At 70.2% G+C, this 16,950-nt stretch carries 17 protein-coding genes and 3 pseudogenes; 6 read left to right on the top strand and 14 right to left on the bottom strand.

From position 1 onward, the window contains the following. Positions 1 to 7: 7 nt before the first annotated feature. From PYS65_RS17170 to PYS65_RS17180, 3 genes are read right to left on the bottom strand one after another with little or no spacing between them, the layout of a single operon-like run. Positions 8 to 634, bottom strand: coding sequence for a hypothetical protein (locus PYS65_RS17170; protein ID WP_279334829.1), 627 nt, complete (start codon positions 632 to 634; stop codon positions 8 to 10). After that, positions 631 to 2,262 carry an ATP-binding protein gene (locus PYS65_RS17175; protein WP_279334830.1) on the bottom strand — a complete coding sequence of 544 codons (1,632 nt, stop codon included), beginning with the start codon at positions 2,260 to 2,262 and terminating at the stop codon, positions 631 to 633. The genes PYS65_RS17170 and PYS65_RS17175 overlap by 4 nt, the downstream gene beginning before the upstream one ends. Further along, positions 2,259 to 2,945, bottom strand: a complete 687-nt coding sequence (locus PYS65_RS17180) for a response regulator (protein WP_279334831.1) — start codon at positions 2,943 to 2,945, stop codon at positions 2,259 to 2,261. Before PYS65_RS17180 ends, PYS65_RS17175 begins: the two co-directional genes overlap by 4 nt. Positions 2,946 to 3,109: 164 nt before the next feature. On the opposite strand from PYS65_RS17180, the gene PYS65_RS17185 reads away from it, so the two are divergent. Then, the gene (locus PYS65_RS17185) at positions 3,110 to 4,003 is read left to right on the top strand and encodes a DUF3152 domain-containing protein (protein ID WP_279334832.1); all 894 of its coding nucleotides are present in this window, start codon (positions 3,110 to 3,112) and stop codon (positions 4,001 to 4,003) included. A gap of 546 nt (positions 4,004 to 4,549) precedes the next feature. On the opposite strand, the pseudogene PYS65_RS35215 reads toward PYS65_RS17185, so the two are convergent. The 4 genes and pseudogenes from PYS65_RS35215 to PYS65_RS17205 all read right to left on the bottom strand — a co-directional run. Then, positions 4,550 to 4,654 (bottom strand): annotated as a pseudogene (locus tag PYS65_RS35215) (GntR family transcriptional regulator); the annotation flags it as partial. Then, positions 4,611 to 4,907 (bottom strand): hypothetical protein, encoded by a 297-nt coding sequence (locus PYS65_RS17195; protein WP_341483690.1) that lies wholly within the window; start codon positions 4,905 to 4,907, stop codon positions 4,611 to 4,613. The pseudogene PYS65_RS35215 and the gene PYS65_RS17195, both read right to left, overlap by 44 nt. 172 nt (positions 4,908 to 5,079) lie before the next feature. Continuing rightward, positions 5,080 to 5,283 (bottom strand): hypothetical protein, encoded by a 204-nt coding sequence (locus PYS65_RS17200; RefSeq protein ID WP_279334833.1) that lies wholly within the window; start codon positions 5,281 to 5,283, stop codon positions 5,080 to 5,082. Between the two features lie 105 nt (positions 5,284 to 5,388). Further along, complete coding sequence (locus PYS65_RS17205) at positions 5,389 to 5,667, bottom strand: hypothetical protein (RefSeq protein ID WP_279334834.1); 279 nt, start codon at positions 5,665 to 5,667, stop codon at positions 5,389 to 5,391. An 80-nt stretch (positions 5,668 to 5,747) separates the two neighbouring features. Between PYS65_RS17205 and PYS65_RS17210 the strand changes: the two genes are divergently transcribed. Beyond that, complete coding sequence (locus tag PYS65_RS17210) at positions 5,748 to 6,503, top strand: GntR family transcriptional regulator (RefSeq protein ID WP_279334835.1); 756 nt, start codon at positions 5,748 to 5,750, stop codon at positions 6,501 to 6,503. A 155-nt stretch (positions 6,504 to 6,658) separates the two neighbouring features. Here PYS65_RS17210 and PYS65_RS17215 read toward each other — a convergent pair whose 3' ends face one another. The 3 genes from PYS65_RS17215 to PYS65_RS17225 all read right to left on the bottom strand — a co-directional run bounded on the left by PYS65_RS17215 (position 6,659) and on the right by PYS65_RS17225 (position 8,917). Continuing rightward, positions 6,659 to 6,904 (bottom strand): hypothetical protein, encoded by a 246-nt coding sequence (locus PYS65_RS17215; protein ID WP_279334836.1) that lies wholly within the window; start codon positions 6,902 to 6,904, stop codon positions 6,659 to 6,661. A gap of 124 nt (positions 6,905 to 7,028) precedes the next feature. After that, positions 7,029 to 7,784, bottom strand: a complete 756-nt coding sequence (locus tag PYS65_RS17220; RefSeq protein ID WP_279334837.1) for a formylglycine-generating enzyme family protein — start codon at positions 7,782 to 7,784, stop codon at positions 7,029 to 7,031. A gap of 416 nt (positions 7,785 to 8,200) precedes the next feature. Beyond that, positions 8,201 to 8,917: a DUF4232 domain-containing protein gene (locus PYS65_RS17225; RefSeq protein WP_279334838.1), complete on the bottom strand. Its 717-nt coding sequence runs from the start codon at positions 8,915 to 8,917 to the stop codon at positions 8,201 to 8,203. Positions 8,918 to 9,131: 214 nt separating this feature from the next. On the opposite strand from PYS65_RS17225, the gene PYS65_RS17230 reads away from it, so the two are divergent. Continuing rightward, positions 9,132 to 10,454 carry a helix-turn-helix domain-containing protein gene (locus tag PYS65_RS17230; RefSeq protein ID WP_279334839.1) on the top strand — a complete coding sequence of 441 codons (1,323 nt, stop codon included), beginning with the start codon at positions 9,132 to 9,134 and terminating at the stop codon, positions 10,452 to 10,454. Between the two features lie 39 nt (positions 10,455 to 10,493). On the opposite strand, the pseudogene PYS65_RS17235 reads toward PYS65_RS17230, so the two are convergent. Beyond that, positions 10,494 to 10,691 (bottom strand): annotated as a pseudogene (locus PYS65_RS17235) (response regulator transcription factor); the annotation flags it as partial. 843 nt (positions 10,692 to 11,534) lie between these two features. Between PYS65_RS17235 and PYS65_RS35220 the strand changes: the two are divergent. Beyond that, a pseudogene (locus PYS65_RS35220) lies at positions 11,535 to 11,696 on the top strand (RHS repeat-associated core domain-containing protein); the annotation flags it as partial. A gap of 159 nt (positions 11,697 to 11,855) precedes the next feature. Here PYS65_RS35220 and PYS65_RS17245 read toward each other — a convergent pair. Then, complete coding sequence (locus PYS65_RS17245; protein WP_423836161.1) at positions 11,856 to 12,815, bottom strand: LysR family transcriptional regulator; 960 nt, start codon at positions 12,813 to 12,815, stop codon at positions 11,856 to 11,858. A gap of 160 nt (positions 12,816 to 12,975) precedes the next feature. On the opposite strand from PYS65_RS17245, the gene PYS65_RS17250 reads away from it, so the two are divergent. Both PYS65_RS17250 and PYS65_RS17255 read left to right on the top strand, forming a co-directional pair. Beyond that, the gene (locus PYS65_RS17250) at positions 12,976 to 13,905 is read left to right on the top strand and encodes a serine hydrolase (protein ID WP_279334841.1); all 930 of its coding nucleotides are present in this window, start codon (positions 12,976 to 12,978) and stop codon (positions 13,903 to 13,905) included. An 83-nt stretch (positions 13,906 to 13,988) separates the two neighbouring features. Then, a complete protein-coding gene (locus PYS65_RS17255) occupies positions 13,989 to 15,029 on the top strand; it encodes an MBL fold metallo-hydrolase (protein WP_279334842.1) in 1,041 nt (346 codons plus the stop codon). Positions 15,030 to 15,355: 326 nt separating this feature from the next. Here the strand turns inward: PYS65_RS17255 and PYS65_RS17260 are convergent, their stop codons facing one another. Next, positions 15,356 to 15,583, bottom strand: a complete 228-nt coding sequence (locus PYS65_RS17260) for a CHAT domain-containing protein (RefSeq protein WP_279334843.1) — start codon at positions 15,581 to 15,583, stop codon at positions 15,356 to 15,358. A gap of 471 nt (positions 15,584 to 16,054) precedes the next feature. Then, positions 16,055 to 16,348: an AbrB/MazE/SpoVT family DNA-binding domain-containing protein gene (locus tag PYS65_RS17265; protein ID WP_279334844.1), complete on the bottom strand. Its 294-nt coding sequence runs from the start codon at positions 16,346 to 16,348 to the stop codon at positions 16,055 to 16,057. Between the last annotated feature and the right edge of the window lie 602 nt (positions 16,349 to 16,950).

Genomic DNA, 16,950 nt, shown 5'->3' on the forward strand with positions numbered 1-16,950 from the left:
CCGGTGGTCAGCCGGAGGGCTCCTGCGGGGTCAGTGCTTCCGGTTGCGCCCGTGGCTGGGGCACGACGGGGCACGCGTGGTCCGACTGCGTCATCGCCCATCCGTCCCCGAACACATGGAGGCTGCTGGGCGCGGCGGAACGGCGCGCGGTGTCGCCGTCGGCTTCCGCGTCGGCGCGGGGGACGGCGGTGGGGACCGGCGAAGCCGCGTGGTTCACCGTGCACGTCAGCTGGAGCATGGCCCGACGGCTCAGCGGAGCCGTCTCACCGGGGAGTCTGACGAAGAGGATGCCGCTGTCGATCGCCACCCGTGGCGCGTCCGTCAGGCGGGGCAGCTCCGTGGTGGCCGTCGCGGTCTCGTTCGCAGCCGACGCCTCGAACAGCAGGTGTACGACGGCCTCGAGGTCCCCGGCGTCGTCGATCCGGTGGGGATAGGGCATCAACTCCCCGTCGCGCAGGAAGAAGAGGGAGATGGTGGCGGGCGTCGAGGGTGGTGTCGGACTGGGGGAGAACATGCCGCTCGCCGGCGCACCGGTCTCGATGACACCGGACGGGGGGACTCCGCACGCCGTGAGCGCGACCGCGGCCACGGCCGTGAGCCCGGACAGCAGCGCTGCCGTCCGCGAGCCCCTCAACGGGTGCCCCCGTCGGCCTCGGTGTCGGTGTCGTCGCGGTGCAGCGGGAGTTCGACCGTGAACACCGCGCCGCCCCGGGGCAGGTTCGCCGCCCGGATGCGCCCCCCGTGCAGGCGCACGTTCTCCGCCGTGATGGCCAGACCCAGCCCGTTGCTCTCGCTCCTGGCCCGTGAGGTGCTCGCCTTGTAGAACCGCTCGAAGATGTGCAGCATGGCCTCCTCGGCGATCCCCGGTCCGTTGTCGGTCACCTCGATGACGGCCCACGCCATGCCCGCCCCGTCAACCCGTACCCCCATGGTCAGCCGCACGGGCGGCTCTCCGTGCCGCAGCGCGTTGCCGATCAGATTGGCCGTCACCACGTCGAGTCTGCGCGGATCGACGCGCGCGCGGAGCTCACCCGGTCCGGGCAGCCGGGTCTCCACCTGCTCCTGCCGCCACCGGGAGGCGACGGTGCGCCGTACGGACTCGGCCAGGTCGATCTCGTCCCGGTTGAGTTCGGCCGCCCCCGCGTCGAAACGGGAGATCTCCATCAGGTCGTTCACCAATCCGCTCAGCCGGTTCGTTCCCTCGCTGATGAGCCGCAGCGCCTCACCGGTCTCCCCTTCCCCCTCCAGGTCCAGCACGTCGGTGACCGCCGACATCGCCGCCAGCGGCGTGCGCAGTTCGTGGGAGACGTCCGCCACGAAGCGGCGTCCCTGGGCCTCCAGGCGACGCAGCTCCCGTACGGTTCGCTCCAGTTCGGCCGCCGTCTCGTTGAAGGACTGGGAGAGATCGGCCAGTTCGTCGGAACCGGTGACGTCCAGCCGTACGTCGAGGTGCCCCGCGGCCATCCGGCGCGTTGCCCGGCGCAACGCCCGTACGGGTCGCAGTACGCCGCTCGCGGCGAGCAACGCCAGGACGACGGCGAGGCACAGGGCCACCAGGGTGGCCCGCTCGATGCCGCTGACCATGGCCTCGACGTACCCCTCCTCGGTGGTCTGCGGGACCTCCAGATACATCACGAACCCGGAGAGCCTGGGCTCCGTGCCCTCGCCCGAGGTGTACGTGACGGGCATGCCGACGACGAGACGAGGACGCCCGTCGACGTTCATCCGCTGGAACACCGCGACACGTCGGTCCCGGACGGACCGGAGCATTTCGGGGCTCGGCTCGACGAAACCGGCGCTCGGCGCGTAGGCGCGGTGGCCACCGTACGTGGCCATGATCCGCCAGCCCGACGAACGGTTCGCGTACAGCACCTGGTCCACCGCGAACTGGAGGTCCGACCGGTCCGGGGCCAGGGGGATGCTGGGCGCGACGGCGTCGACGCTCGTACGGAACCGGTTGATGACGGAGTCCTGGCTCTGCTGGAGCACCCCCGTGCGCGCCTCGCGGAAGGCGAGGGCCCCGGTGCCCAGGGCGCTGGCCACGGCCACCAGGACGAAGGACGCCAGCAGGCGGGGGCGCAGGCCGCGCAGGGGGAGCGGGATGCGCGCCAGGGCCGCCCGGAGGAACCGCCGGGGGCCGGCCCCCGGGCCGGCGGCGGGGGTCTCGTCGGCCGTGGGGGCCTCGGGCACGGTTCTCCGCGTCCCGGCGGCCTTCCGCATCCGCGCGGTCCTCCACGTCCGCGTGGACATCCGGTCGCTCATGAGGTGCCGAAGCGGTAACCGAATCCGCGTACGGTCTGCACGTAACGGGGATTCCTGCCCTCGCCGAGCTTGTTGCGCAGTCGCTTCACGCAGGCGTCCACGAGCCGTATGTCGCCGTGGTAGCTGTGTTCCCAGACCGCTTCCAGCAGTTGCTGTCGGCTGAACACCTGGCCGGGCGAGGCCGACAGGGTCAGCAGCAGCCTCAGTTCGGAGGGGGCGAGGGTGACGGGTTCGCCGCGGTGCGTCACCACGAGCCCGGCACGGTCGACGACCAGCTCGCCGTGCGTCTCCGCCCGGGGACGGGTGCCGTCCGGCAGCGACGCGTCCTGTCTGCGCAGTACGGCCCGTATCCGTGCGTCGAGCACCCGGGCCTGCACGGGCTTCACCACGTAGTCGTCCGCACCGGTCTCCAGTCCCACGACCACGTCGATGTCGTCTCCCCGGGCCGTCACCATGATGATCGGCACCTGGTCGCGGTCCCTGATCCGGCGGCACACGTCCAGGCCGGAGATGCCGGGCAGCATGAGATCGAGCACGACGACGTCCGGCCGGAAGGGGAGGAGCTGTTCCAGCCCTTCCTCCCCCGTTTCCACGGCGAAGACCTCATGCCCCTGGTGCCGCAGACCCAGTTGGACGGCCCTGCGGACATCTTGGTCGTCTTCGACGATCAGGACCCGTGGCATTTCGGCAGTGTAAGCAGGCCGGACGAGGTGACCGTCCCGAGGAAGGCCCCTCTCCGCCCGCCGTTACACAACGATCACACGGGCCGGGGAGCGCGGGGCTCCGTTACCCTTCCGTGACAGTGCCGGCTCATCGCGATCATCTGGAATCACCAGATTGAGCTGCCATGCATTCGGCACGACAGCGGCAGTCCGCACCCCCCACCGGCAGCACCGCGGCCGGTCACCGCGCCGGCCGCCGGCGCCGGTCCTCCCGTCGCCGGGGACGGCCGCGCCACCGGGGCCGGAACCTGCTGATCGGCCTGCTGGTGGCCGCCGGCCTACTGGGCCCGGCGGCGTATTTCCTGGGAGGCGGGCGGAGCGACGCGCCGAGCGGTGCGCCGCAACCGCGGAGCACGCACGTCACCTCCACTCCCACTCCAACTCCCACACCCACCCCCACACCCACACCGACCCCCTCCCCCTCCGCGAGCCGGACCGAGATCGACGTCCCCCCGACGGGCAGCGGGACGTTCGTCACCGCGCAGGCCGGTGGGGAGGCGGTGGGCAGCGGCTCCCGCCCGGTGCGCTACGTCGTGGAGGTCGAGATCGGCCTCGACATCTCGCCGTCCCAGGCGGCGAACGAGATCGCCGACATACTCACCGCCCCGCGGGGCTGGACCCACGACCCGGACAACGCGTTCCAGCTGGTGAGCGCGGGATCGCCGCACGACATCACGATAAGGATCGCGACACCGGCGACGGCGGACGCCCTGTGCTGGGCGGGCATCCAGCAGGACACCGGAGGCGAGTACAACTGCGAGGTTCCCGGAGGGGTGGTGGTGAACCTCAAGCGCTGGGTCAAGGGCTCGCCCACCTTCGACGGACCGATCCATGACTACCGGGCGCTGATCATCAACCACGAGATGGGGCACTTCCTCGGTCACTCGCACGTGACCTGCGGGGGCGCCGGGCAACTGGCCCCCGTGATGATGCAGCAGATCAAGGGCCTGCACGGCTGCGTCGCCAACGCCTGGCCCTACGACGAGAAGGGTGACCTCGTCACCGGGCCGCCCGTATGACCGGCGCCGGTCCCCGAGCCGGCCGTCACGGCGGTCGGCCGTTACAGCTCGGTCATGTACCGACCCCAGCTCCATGAACTGCCGGCACCACCGTGGACTCCGCGTTCTCCCACGCCCGCAGAATCCCCCGCCCTCCCGATCGGACGGAAGTAAACGACTCGCTCCCGCACTGCCCGGAGACTGGCCGCGACGGCGGCGGTGAGCCTGCTGCCGCTGCTGGCGGCCTGTGGCACCGGAACCGACACCGACACCGGCTCGGAGTCCCACGCGTCGGACGGTGAGAAGACCACGGCCGGATCGTCGGGGCAGCTCGACATTCCCGCCGACGCGAACGCCGACCTCAAGAAGCAGTACCTCTTGGAGAACGCGATCGCGGCCTGCATGAAGAAGCAGGGGTTCACCTACACCCCCGTGGCCCCCGAGGACCCCACCGCCTCCTGGACCACCGACGGGGCGGACTACGCGCTGACGAAGGAGTACCGGCGGAAGTACGGCGAGGGCGTTCCGCAGCGTCGGTGTGCTGACCATGTATTGCTCCGCCAAATGCGCCTCAGAAGGCAGGCGTTCACCGGGCTTGAGCCGACCGGTGGCGATCCGGTTCCGGAGGTCATCGGCGATGGCGTCGCGTCGTGAGGGCACGGGCGGGGTCACCGCCTCTCACTCGCACGAGCCGCAGGGCGACGAGCCAGGTCCCCGTGTGGATGGTCAGCAACTCGCCCGAGTCGAAAACGAGTCGTTTGGCTCCGCCGGGCAGTTGGAAGAGGTCGGTCACCCGGCACTGCTGGCCCCCGACCTGGATGACGTCGCCGAGCTGCACGCTGGTCGAGGTGATCTCGACCGGGGAGAGCACCGCGCCGCTGAGTGCCGGCCCCCTCACCGTGCCGCCTCTGTCGGTACTGGGCACTCGGCGATGGTGTGGCACGAGCAGTCGCAGGCTTCGTAGATCACCGGCACGTCGACCGGTGCGGCGACCGGGGACGACTCCGCGCAGGCGTGGTGTGTGCCGATGCGGCAGGAGGCCGACCGGTAGGAGTCGGGCCCCGGTTGGGTGGTGTGGGGCTGTTGGCGGGACGGCATCAGCGGTCACCCGCCGAGGCGTACCAAGGGCCGGCGAGGGGAGCGCGGCTCATGGCCGCCGAGCGGTGCCGTGCTCGCGCCTCACTGGCCAGTACGTACGGGCGGACGAGCGCCGTTTCCTCCCCCACGAGAACGCCCGTGTGCTCGCGGTGCCGACGCAGGAACAGCACCGCGCCGTAAGCGACTTCCGGGGACACAGCCACCGGCCACGCAGGTGTTTCGGAGCGGCGGTGCCGACCCTTGTGGCGGTACCGCTCCCTGAGGCGCGAGGCGGTACGGCGGATACGATTGAGCACGGTGTTCAGCCCCTATCGCTGATGACCCGGTCCCCCGACGTCGCCCGTCGCGGGGACCGTTTTGTGTACGACCGCCCAGAGGGTGCGGTCGTTCGAACTGGTGGCGAGAAGGCCGAAGCGGTCGGTATCGGCCAGCGCTTCCAGGACCTCCCGCCATGACTCCGCGGAGAGTGGTTCCGGCACCTCCGCCTCGATGGCCGTGCAGTCATCGCGCTCCTCCACGCGCGTGGCGAGCCCGACGGCCGATAACCGGGCTGCGATGGCCTCCGCGCGCACCTTGGAAGCAGGCACAAGGCAGCCCTCCGGTCAGCGGCGATCACTTTGAGTAAAGCTAGTTAACTAGGTTAGAGCTAGTGGACTAGATTTTCCATATGTCTGAGCAACCGCCCTATCTCCGCATCGCCGACGAGCTGCGGCGGCGGATCGCAGAACACGAGTGGGAGCCGGGGGACCGACTTCCCTCCCGCGCCCAGATCGGCCAGGAGTACGGCGTCGGCGACAACGTGGTACGCCGGGCACAGGAATTGCTGATCTCCCAAGGTGTGCTGGAGGGCCGCGCCGGTTCCGGCACTTACGTCGCCGAGCCACGGCAGCGCGTACGGGTGGTCCGGTCATCGGCGCGCGAGCAGCCCAGCGGCTCGCCGTTCCGGGCGGACATGAAGGCCGTGGGCAGGCAAGGCGACTGGGAGAGCCGGACCGAGGCCAAGGTCCCGGCGCCGGCGGAGATCGCCACGCGTCTCGGTATCGCCGAAGGCGAGCTGTGCGTGCGGACGACGTACGAGTTCCTGGCGGACGGCAGGCCGGTGCAGCTGTCGACGAGTTGGGAGCCGTACGACCTCACCGCCGGCACTCTCGTCGTTCTGCCCGAGGGAGGCCCGCACGCAGGAGCGGGCGTCGTGAACCGCATGGCCGCGATCGGCATCACGGTCAGCCACGCCGTGGAGCAGCCGGAGCCGAGGCAGGCGACCGCCGAGGAGGCGCCGTTGCTCGGCGTCCAGAAGGCTGCCCTGGTCACGCACATCCGGCGGACGTACTACAGCGACGACGGTCGCCCAGTGGAGACGGCGGACATCGTGGTGCCCGCGGCTCACTGCGAGATCGTCTACGAGATCCCGATCAACCGGTGATGGCGCCATACGCGAAGGGAGCGGTAGATGGGCCGCCGCAGAGGGCCCCGTAAGGACACCGCAGTCGTGACCGCGACGGTGCGCGAGTGGAGCGACGAGGAGGGTTGGGGTGTCCAGCGTTTGGCTGCAGTCGCCTACCGTGCCGACTGGCCGGGTCAGCGCGTGGGCTTCGCGACGTGCCCCAGCGCGACGATCCCGATTCCGACCACGAGTAGCGACGGCGAGCCGAGATTCCAGCTCACCAGCATGAGCAGGGCTCCCGCTCCCCACAGCCTCGGTTGCCGCACCAGCCCAGGGAGCCACTGCCCCGGCATACGGCCGAGAAGCAAGGCGTGCACTCCCAGGACTGCCCATGCGATGGCCGCAACGACCATCACCAGGCCAGCGATCATGAACAACATCCCCACCCCTTGGGCTGTCCCCGTCTCGTCGGCAGCTTCTCAGGCTGCCGGAACAGGCGCCGTCGCTGTGCCGGCGACCCCCAAGGGACGCGTTCTCTGTACGTGTTGCATCTGCCGGATGCCGCTAGTGGGTTGGCACGGGTGCGACCGGGCGGACCGCGGTGAAGTCCTGGAGTTCGTCGCGGGTGGCGGAGAGCAACAGCAGCCACTCGTCGCAGCCCTGCCACGGAGAGAGGTCGCCGCCGCCTCCGCGCACCACCCGCGGGCCGTCCCCGGTGCGGGAGCGTGCGTCCGCGGGCGCGTCCGTGAAATGCGGGATCCACACGTCGGCGCAGATTTCGTTCGCCGACCCCATCGCCGCCAGCCCGAAGGCGTTCTCGGCCGCAGCGGTGCGCTCCTCGTCGGAGAAGTCGTCGAGCACCTGGTCCTCGTCCGGCCTCCCGTCCCCCCGGAAGGTCAGGGTGGTCGTACCTGCCCGGGCCGCGTACTCCCACTCCGCCTCACTGGGCAGCCGGAACGGCAATACTTCGAGCAGGTCGTCCAGGTCGTCCTCAAGCCGGGCCGTTCTCGAATCCGATTCGGCGAAGCTGTCCTCGTACTCGGGCAGCCAGTGCCGTACTTGCGCCACCGTGAGCGGATGCCGGGCGATCAGGAACGGCTCGACCCGCACTTCCCGCACCGGCCGGGCCCGGTCAGCGCTGGTGAAGAACGCGTCGAGGTCGTCATCGGCGCCGTCGACCCGCTCGATGGCACGAACCGCGTCCAGTTCCGCGTCGGACAGGCCCATCCGGAACGTCCCACCGGGAACAGCCCGGAAGACCACTCCGGAAGGGGTGTGCCGCCAGGCCGGTCGGCCGGCCACGATCTCTTGAGCCCACATGGTGCCGGACGCTAGCAGCCGGGCATCCCGGTTGAAGGAGGGGATCAGGAAGGGAGTGTGGACGACTGGTCCCCTCCTGGGCGCCGCAGCGCTGCACCACTACCGCACCAGATCGATCGGGGAACAGCGGGGAACCACGGTGAAGACGGTCGAGCCCAGAAGGAGTGAGGACCGTACGTTCGTCCAGCTCAGCGCTCGAACCGTCCACGAACGATCGCAGCTTCCCGAGCTGAGAGCGCGGGTTCTGTTCCCGTCACCCGCTTCATGGAGAAGGCCCAGGTCATGCGACCCGGGCCTTCTTGCCGTCTGCTGTGGTCAGTGGTCGCGTGCCGGATCCGTGCCGGGAGGATCGGCGGACGCCTCCGTCGCGGCCGTGGTCCTGGCCTTCCGAACCGTGGCGTCAGTGAGCCGGTGCCTCACCAGGCCAGGGCGTCGGCCATGGTCGACTGCCAGTACGAGACTCCGATCGAGTCGTCCACGTACACGCCCTTCGCGGGGAGTGACGGGCGGGCGGTGCCCGCGCCGTCGTTGAAGAAGACCTGGAGGGACTTGGTCGTGTAGCCGTGGGAGCCGCTGCCGTCCGCGGCCGAGAGGAGGACGCCCGCATAGCCCGACTCGCCGGGGGCCAGCGTGACCACCGCCTGCGGCTTGGAGTCCTCGAAGGCCGGCGGGACGGACTGGGCCTCGCCGAACCGGACCGCCGGATAGCCGATGAGGTCGCAGTTCTTCGAACCGGTGTTGGTGACCGTGAGGAGAAGGTGGTTCAGGGGGCGGGAGACCTCCGTGGCGGTCATCCGGGTGGAGGTGCTGGAGCAGGGGGTCGAGGCGGACACCGGGTCCTTGGAGCCCACGGAACCCGACGAGCCCGTGGCACCCGTGGTGCCGCTCGAACCGACCGCGCCGCCCGCCGAGTCTCCGGAGACCCAGCCCGCCGGTTCGGTCTGCCCCGCCCCGGTGGAGGTTCCCCCGCTCGCCGCGGGCGAGGACGTGGGCGCCGACGTGGATGCGGATCCCGCCGCTGCCCCCTCGTCGTGGACGCCCTCTCCGTTGCTGCACGCCGTCAGCGTCAGCGCGGCGGCCGCGAACGCGGCGGCGGCGGCGAACACACGGGTGCGGTGGGTGCGTGTGGACATGTGGTCCCCCTTGGGCAGTACGTGTCGTGGCAGGGGCCGTTCGCCCGGATTCGGGGAGCGGCGTGCTTGGATGGCCCCAGCTTGTGCGGTGATCCGTCCCGACTGCCACGACTGCCGGGGAATCCGGGACGCTGGAACGCTTGCAACGGCTCTGACCTGGGGGAATGACCTCCCCCTGGGACGGGGGTCCGGGACGTGGGGAGGGAACGGAAGCATGGCGGGAGACGAATTCTCCGAGCTGTTAGGGCGGTTGAAGGAGCGGTCCGGGCTCAGTTACGGGGTGCTCGGGAAGCGGCTGCACACGAGCGCGTCCACACTTCACCGGTACGTCAACGGGGACGCGGTGCCGACGGACTACGCGCCCGTGGAACGGTTCGCGCGGGTGTGCAAGGCGACGCCCGAGGAACTGGTGGAACTGCATCGGCGGTGGGTACTCGCGGATGCCCGGCGGAGGCAGAAGGCGGGCGGGGCCCCTGCCGAGAAGGAACCGCGGGCACGGACAGCGGCGGAGGCCGGAACCGGGGCAGCGGAGGCCGGAGCGGCGACCGGGACCGGTCCCGAGGGTGAGCGGCGATCCGCGGCGAAGGCTCCCGTGGCGCGGCGGCGTACCGTCGTCCTCGCCGGGGCCGCCGCCGTCGTGTCGACCGCGCTCATGGTGAGTCTCGTGCTCAGCGACGGTGGTGACGACCCGGGCGGGAAGCGGCCGGTGGGAGCTGCCTCCCGGTCCGTCGGCTCCGGCGGCGAAAGCCCCGGCGCCCCCGAGTCGGCCGACGCGAAGGGCCGGTCGGCCTCGCCGTCCGCCTCGCACAGTGCCACTCCCACGACGTCCGGCTCCGCCTCCGCCTCCGCCTCTGCCTCTGCCTCTGCCTCTGCCCCCGCCTCCCGGAACGGTGCGGCCGGGGCGGCCCGGGGCGGCGATTCCGAGGACGGGGCCACCGCGCCGACCGTCGCCGTCAATCCGTACAAGTGGGAAGGGCCGTGCAGCCAGCACTACCTGATCGACCGGAAGCCCGAGCAGGTGCCTCCGCCGCCGGGTGAGCCGGACGCGCGTGGGTGGGTCACCGCGCTGGGCGGGGTCGCCGGCGGGCAGCAGATGCTCGCGCTGACCGTGCAGGGCACCGGGAGGGCCACCGTCGTCCTGGAGGAACTGCACGTGCGGGTGGTGGAGAAGAGCGCGCCCCTCGCCTGGAACGACTTCACGATGGGCGTCGGGTGCGGTGGTGACGTGGAGACGGCGGCCTTCGGGGTGGACCTCGACGCCGGGCGGCCCGTGCTCTCCCCCCGGGCCGGTCAGCGGGACTTCCCGTACAAGGTGAGTGAGTCCGATCCCGAAGTCTTCTACGTCTTCGCGGACGCGCGGGCGCACCACGTGAGCTGGTACCTGGAACTGGCCTGGTCCAGCGGTGACCGGCGGGGCACCGTACGCGTCGACGACCACGGCAACCCCTTCCGGACGAGCGGGAACGCGGGACGGCCCGCGTACACCCATCCGCTCGGTTCCTCCGAGTGGGGGCGGGACGAGGAGAACCGTTCCTAGAAACCGAGCGGGAGTGAGTCCTGGTGCCAGGGCTCGTCCTCACCCGCCGACGATGCCCGACCGCCAGGCCCACGCGGCGATCTCGACGCGGTTACGGGCGGGGAGCTTGGTCTGCACGTTGCCCAGGTGGGTCTTCACCGTGCCCACGAAGATGGACAGTTCGGCGGCGATCTCCGCGTTGGTGAGACCGGTGGCCACGAGCCGGACCACGTCCGTCTCGCGCGCCGACAGACCGGACCGGCGAGCGGATCAGGGCCGCGCTCGCCTCCTCCGCCCAACCGGCCAAGAGCCTCCCCGTGTTCGCGCAGGGCACGAGCCGTACGGACCTGAAGCAGGCCATCGACCGGCAGGTGACCGCCGGCCCTGCACTGAGCTTCGGCACCACGCAGTGGCCACACACCGACGACAAGCCTGTCACCAGGGAGATCACCTACCGCGACGACGGCGACCGGCCGGACAGCCTCACCCTGGCCACCGAGGCGTCCGGTGAGAACGGAAAGCGCGCCCGCAGAGGGCATGTTCGAGGTCCCGCCGAAGCGACTCACCGTCCCGGCGGGCAGTGGCTCGTCGGAGCCTTCCAGGACCCGCTCACCTCGGAGTGCCTCGACGACGACCGCTCTCCGGTCGCACAAGGTGGCCCCGTGCCGAGGCATGACAGGCACAGCCCGACGCCGTGGAACGACCCCGAGCAGGACAGAGGTCAGCCATCCATGTGCAGTCGCGATGACTCTCCTCAGTCGACCTACGCGTCGACGAGCCCCAAGCGCGGAGAAGGCGACACGAGCACGGCGCTTGTCCACCCCGCGACGTCGTGCCCACAGCGTGCCCTTCAGAGCGGACAACCACGGTCAACAGCGGTGCCGGCAGGCCCTCACACCTGCCGCAGTACAACGAATCTTCCCAGGGCAGCAGCCATGCGGCCGCGCAAGCGCCGTCGCTTCCCGAGCTGAGAGCGCGAGTTCGATTCTCGTCACCCGCTCCATGCTCAAGGTCCAGGTCAGAGACCTGGACCTTGTTGTCGTGCGCGGTGATCACTTGCCGCGTGCCGGATTCGTTCCGGAAGACTTCTCGGTTGCCTTCTTGACGGCCTGGAACCGGGACGCCGACGCCTACACGCCGCTGCGCTTTCCCGGCCAGTACGTCGCCCCCGAGACCCGGCCGCCCTACAACGCCCACCGGCACTACGACCCGGAGACCGTCCGCTACGTCACGCCCGACCCCCTGGGCCTACGTGCACAACCCGCTGCAGTGGGCGGGCCCGGTCGCGGCCGGCCACCGCGCATGGCACACCCGCCAGGTCTTCCGTGGCGGTCCGCGCCCTGCCGCGCCGGCCTGACGGATCCGCCACCACACCTGGCTCATCCTCTGGACGTCAGTGCCTCGTGCGACGCAACAGCACACCTAGCCGTAGACCACCGACCACGGGCGGGGGGCCTCGTCCGGGAGGCGCGGGAGGCCCTCGCGTCTCGAGGTTGCCGTGTGGTCGCGGGCCAGGACGTCGGCCGCGAGTTCCGCGAAGCGGCGGGCGGCCGGGTGGGCTCCGCGGCCGACGGGCCAGGCGCCGCTGATGCGCAGGGTGAGGGGTCGGTCGGCCAGTGGCCGCCAGGCGACGCGGGGCTCCTTGCGGGCCATCGGCCCCTGATCGAAGGCGACTCCGCGGCCCGCTGTCACGAGGGCGAGCAGGAACTCGGGGTTGGACGCATGCCGAAGGCGGCCGGGTACGAAGCCTTCGGTGCGGCACACGTCGAGGATCCGGTCGTACCAGCCGGGTGCGTGTGCCCGTGGGAAGAGCACCAGGTCGTGGCCCGAGAGGTCACCGAGCGTCACCTCCGGCATCTGAACCAGCGGCGAGGTACGCGGCAGGACGATGCCCAGGTCCAGCAAGATCTCGGGGCCGAGTCGCAGTTCGGTGGCGTCGACGGGGTGGTGCACGAGCCCGACGTCCAGCCCTCCGGAGGAGAGCAGCCGCACCTGCTCCTCGGTGGTGACCTCCTGCAGGTCGACGGAGAGCCCCGGAGCGTGCTCCGCGCAGGCGGTCAGCAGTGCGGACAGCACGGCGGCCGTGGTGTCGGGCGGTACGCCCGCGCGGAGTGTGCCGAGGCCACCGTCGGTGGCACGGCGGGCCAGCGCGCGCAGCCTTTCCTCCCGGGCGAGGAGTTCGTGGGCCTCCTCCAGCAGTGCCGCCCCGGCGGCGCTCAACCGGACGCCGCGCTGCGAGCGGTCGAACAGCTCTGCACCGAGCTCCTTCTCCAGCCGACGTATCGCCTGGCTGAGCGGCGGCTGCGCCATGCCCAGCCGCTCGGCGGCCCGGCTGAAGTGCAGCTCGTCGGCCACGGTGACGAAAAGACGCAGGTGGCGCAAGAGATCCACGGTCAGGATCGTACGCGAGGCCGCTGTGAGGGGGCTCCATGATGATGTGTTCGCCATCACCGGGGACTCCCATGATCGTCCGGACAACACCTGGCCGGCCAGGCCGACCACAATCCGGTGATCGGAACGAATCGACGGCAAGGGGTAAACAGTGATCGAGGAACGGATCCGGCAGGTCTTCGCCGGTGCGGGCGCCGAAGGGCAGCTGCACGTCCTCCCCCTTCACGTGCGCGCGGGGGCCGCTGGGGAGGCCGGCGCGGAGCCGGGTGCCCATGAAGTCGCCGTGGGCGCCGACGCCCCCGTCGTGATCGCCTCGATCTTCAAGGTGCTGCTGGCACTGGAGTTCGCCCGGCAGGTTGTCGCCGGCCAGCTCGACCCGCGGGAGCGGGTGCGGGTGACCGCGGCCGACCGGCTCGGCGGCTGGGGCACCGCCGGCTGTCTGGACGACGTCGAACTGTCACTGCGCGACCTGGCCCACTTCGCGATGTCGGTCAGCGACAACACGGCGGCCGACCTGTTGCTGGCCCGCATCGGCCTGGACACCGTACGACTGCTCGCGAAGGAACTCGGGATGGAACGGACCCGGATCGTGGGCGGCCCGCGCGACCTGCTGGAGTCGATGCTCGCGGAGGTCGGAGCGCGCGACGAGCGCGAGTTCGCCGTCCGCTACCCCGCCCTGCCGGATGACCGCAAGAGACGGCTGGCCGTACTGGACCCCCGCCACACCACGGCGAGCACACCCCGCGAGATCACCCGGTTGCTCCAGCTCATCTGGAGCAATGCCGCCGGTCCGCCAGAAGCCTGCGCGTTCGTAAGGGACTTGATGGGACGCCAAGTATTCCGGCACCGTCTGGTGTCGGGCTTCCCGGACGACGTCACGGTCGCGGCCAAAACCGGAACCCTGCCGGGGCTGCACATGGAGGCGGGCGTCGCCCGCTACCCCGACGGCGCGCACTACGCGATCGCCGTCTTCGCCCGCACCCACGACCTGGCCGCCTCCCGCCCCACGGTGGACACCGCGATGGGTAGAGCCGCAGGAATCGCGGTCGGCTACCTCCGGGAAAGCGGCAACAGCCGGTGACCAGGCCACATATGCGTTCGCGTATCACTCAAGCCGAATTCTGGTCTTGGACAAGGGAGTTCACGCCCTGATCTCCTGACGCCATGACCCAGAACACACATGTCACGGACAGGTTGGACGTACCCTCCCACCGCGGGCTCGACCGTCGTACGGTGCTGCGCGGTGCCGCGCTCGGCGCGGCCTCCCCGTTGATCCCGGCCACGACCGCCACCGCCTCGGCCGGGAACAGCGGCCGGGGCCGTGGCCCAGCCGCCGGTTCGGTGTCGTTCCGCTGGCTCGGCACCGCCGGCTGGCGTATCGACGTGGGCGACCGGACCGTACTCTTCGATCCGTATCTCACCCGCTTCCCCACGGGCCTGTTCAACGGGGCTTTCGACCCGCGGACCCCCCTGCGGACCCGGCCGGAGATCGTGGACGCGCACATCGGCCGCCCCGAACTCGTCCTGGTCAGCCACTCCCACTGGGACCACCTCGCCGACGTGCCTCACATCGCCAGGACCACCGGCGCCCGCGTGGTCGGCACCGAGACCACGTACCACCTGCTGGTCTCCCTGGGGGTGGACGCGGGACAGATCTCCGTGGTGAAGGGCGGCGAGGTGCTGGACTTCGGGGGGATCACCGTCGAGGTCGTGCCGAGCCTGCACAGCCGCAACAAAAAGTTCTCCTACTTCGCCCCGGGCACGCTGAACGCCCCGCCCACGACGGTCCCGAGCACCATCGCGGACCTGCCCGAGGGCGACACCCTCGCCTTCCAGGTGACCGCCGGGGTCGGCGGCCCGTCGGCGTTCCTCATGGGAGCCAGTGACTTCTCCGAGCGGGCAGTGCGTGGCCTGTGCCCCGACCTCGCGATGATCGCCGTGCCCTCCAGCACGGTCACTCCCCTCTACGTGCCCCGACTGCTGCGTGCGCTGGACACCCCCGGCGTCGTCGTACCCGTCCACTGGGACAACTTCGAAGTGCCTCTGAGTAGTTCACCCGTACGGGACCCGGCGATGGATCTGGACGCGTTTCTCACCCAGGTCGAGAAGGTGTCCCCGGCAGCGCGAGTTGTCCTCCCGGACTACCGGACCGTGTACGACAGCGACATGCGCCCCGCAGGGGAACAGCAGGCCGGTACGCCATGAATGCGTACCGTTGCAACGGCACCGCTCAGCCGGTCTGCGAGCCGAGATGCTCCGAGCACGGTGAGGACCACACCGACACCGTGCTCCTCAACTTCGCGGCGCCGTGCCCACAGCGTGCCCGTAAGAGCGGACAACCACGGTCAACAGCGGCGCGATCGGCTTGAGCGACCGCACCAAGAAGAGACATAGGGGCAGGTCAGAACCACTGAACCCCTGGAAGCGCCATCGTTTCCCAAGCTGAGAGCGCGAGTTCGATTCTCGTCACCCGCTCCACGAAAACCCCCACGTCAGCGGCCTGGGGTTCGTTTTTGAGGGCGGTGTGCCCTCTACGTCCCCGCGTGGACATACGCCGCCCAGATGTGCGGGCGGTCGGGGATGCGGCGGCGCAGTTGTCGGACCCTGTCGTGCAGGGCGGAGGCGGCGCTGGGGGTGTCGGTGGCTGTTGCACGACGGTAGAAGTCGCGGGTCATGTGGTTCGCGTGGGTGCTGTCGATCTTCCACAGGGTGCCGACCGCGGTGGGGAAGCCGGCCACCACCGACTCGCGTGCCGACATGATGGAGATACGCGATCACAGTCACACGGGTGTCAACCCATGCAACCGCCGGGCCGGCCGAGTCGGACACGAACCTCAGCGGGATGACAGGGAGCGGCCCACTGATGCACGCGTGGGCCGCTCCCGGCTCCTCAGGCGGGCCCGGGATCGAAGATCTCGTGTCCACCGACCCGGCGCCAGATGACGTGCGGCTCACCTTCGCGGAGTTCATCTCCGTACTGCCAGGTGGCACGCCCGTCGGGAGCCCAGGTCATTTCCATGACCGGGCGCTCTCCGTCAGGGAGCCTGACTCCCTGAACCGGCTTGATCCGGAGGCCGGGCCGAAACTGCCCCGTCGCAACGTCCGGTACGAACTTGTTCCGGACGGTGTCCGCGAACCTCTCTCGCTCCTGCGGAAGGAGCTTCTTGAAGTCGCGGTCGAAGCGGGCAGTCGTCGCGAAAGTCGGCAATGGGCCTCCCAGGGGGTCGAGGTCAGCTCTCCTTGTCGAGGTGCGCGAACATGTCGTCCACGTCCTCGTGGCGGGTCATGCGCCCAGCCGCGATGTCCTCGCTGGCCTCGCGCTCACCGGCCTGCCACCGCTCCGTCCAGAACCATGCCTGGTCGGTGCGGATCTTCCTCAGTCCGTGAACCTCGACGACGCCGGCGTCGTTGATCTCGAACTCGATCTCGTCACCCGGGGAGACCCCCAGCGCCTCGCGCACGCCTGCGGGCAGCGTCAACTGCCCCTTGTCACGCACGCTGGCCTGGAATGTAGCCGCAGCCATGGATGACCTCCCACTCTCACCTTCCATGTCTCCTTCGCTACCCAGGCTACCCAGGATTTAGCCAAATCACGACTCTCCGACTTTCCAACTTTCCCACATTCTGCCATCGCTGGCAGTAGTCAGGCAAACACGCCCCCTGTGGGCCGGCTCCTGTTTCGAGGCTTGGCTCCGCTCCTGATGACGGACGGTTCGCGTGCGCCGGCTAACGGTCCCAGGCGTGCTGTCCAGAGACGGTGACAGGCCCTGAACCCCTCACCCCCGTGCAGAAGCCCGCACGCCACACAAGTGACAGCCCACGTCCAGCAGAAGCGCTCGCACCTGGCGGAGCAGCACACGCATCAGGCTGCCCGCCGGTGGAGATCAAAGTCAGCCTCACACATGAGGCTTCCTGGGATCTTCCGAACCAGTACAGAGGTCAGTCATCCCTGTGCAGTCGCGACCACTCCACTCGGTCGACCTGTGCGTCGACGAGACCCGAGCAGGGAAACGGCGACACAAGCACAGCACTCGTCCTGCGGTGTCCGGGTGAGTGCCGGCGTGGCCGCGGAGCGCGTCGTGGCCCTGGCGGGGAGCGCGTCGTGGCCCTGGCGTGGGCGGGGCTG

It is taken from the genome of Streptomyces cathayae, assembly GCF_029760955.1.
Classification (GTDB): domain Bacteria; phylum Actinomycetota; class Actinomycetes; order Streptomycetales; family Streptomycetaceae; genus Streptomyces; species Streptomyces cathayae.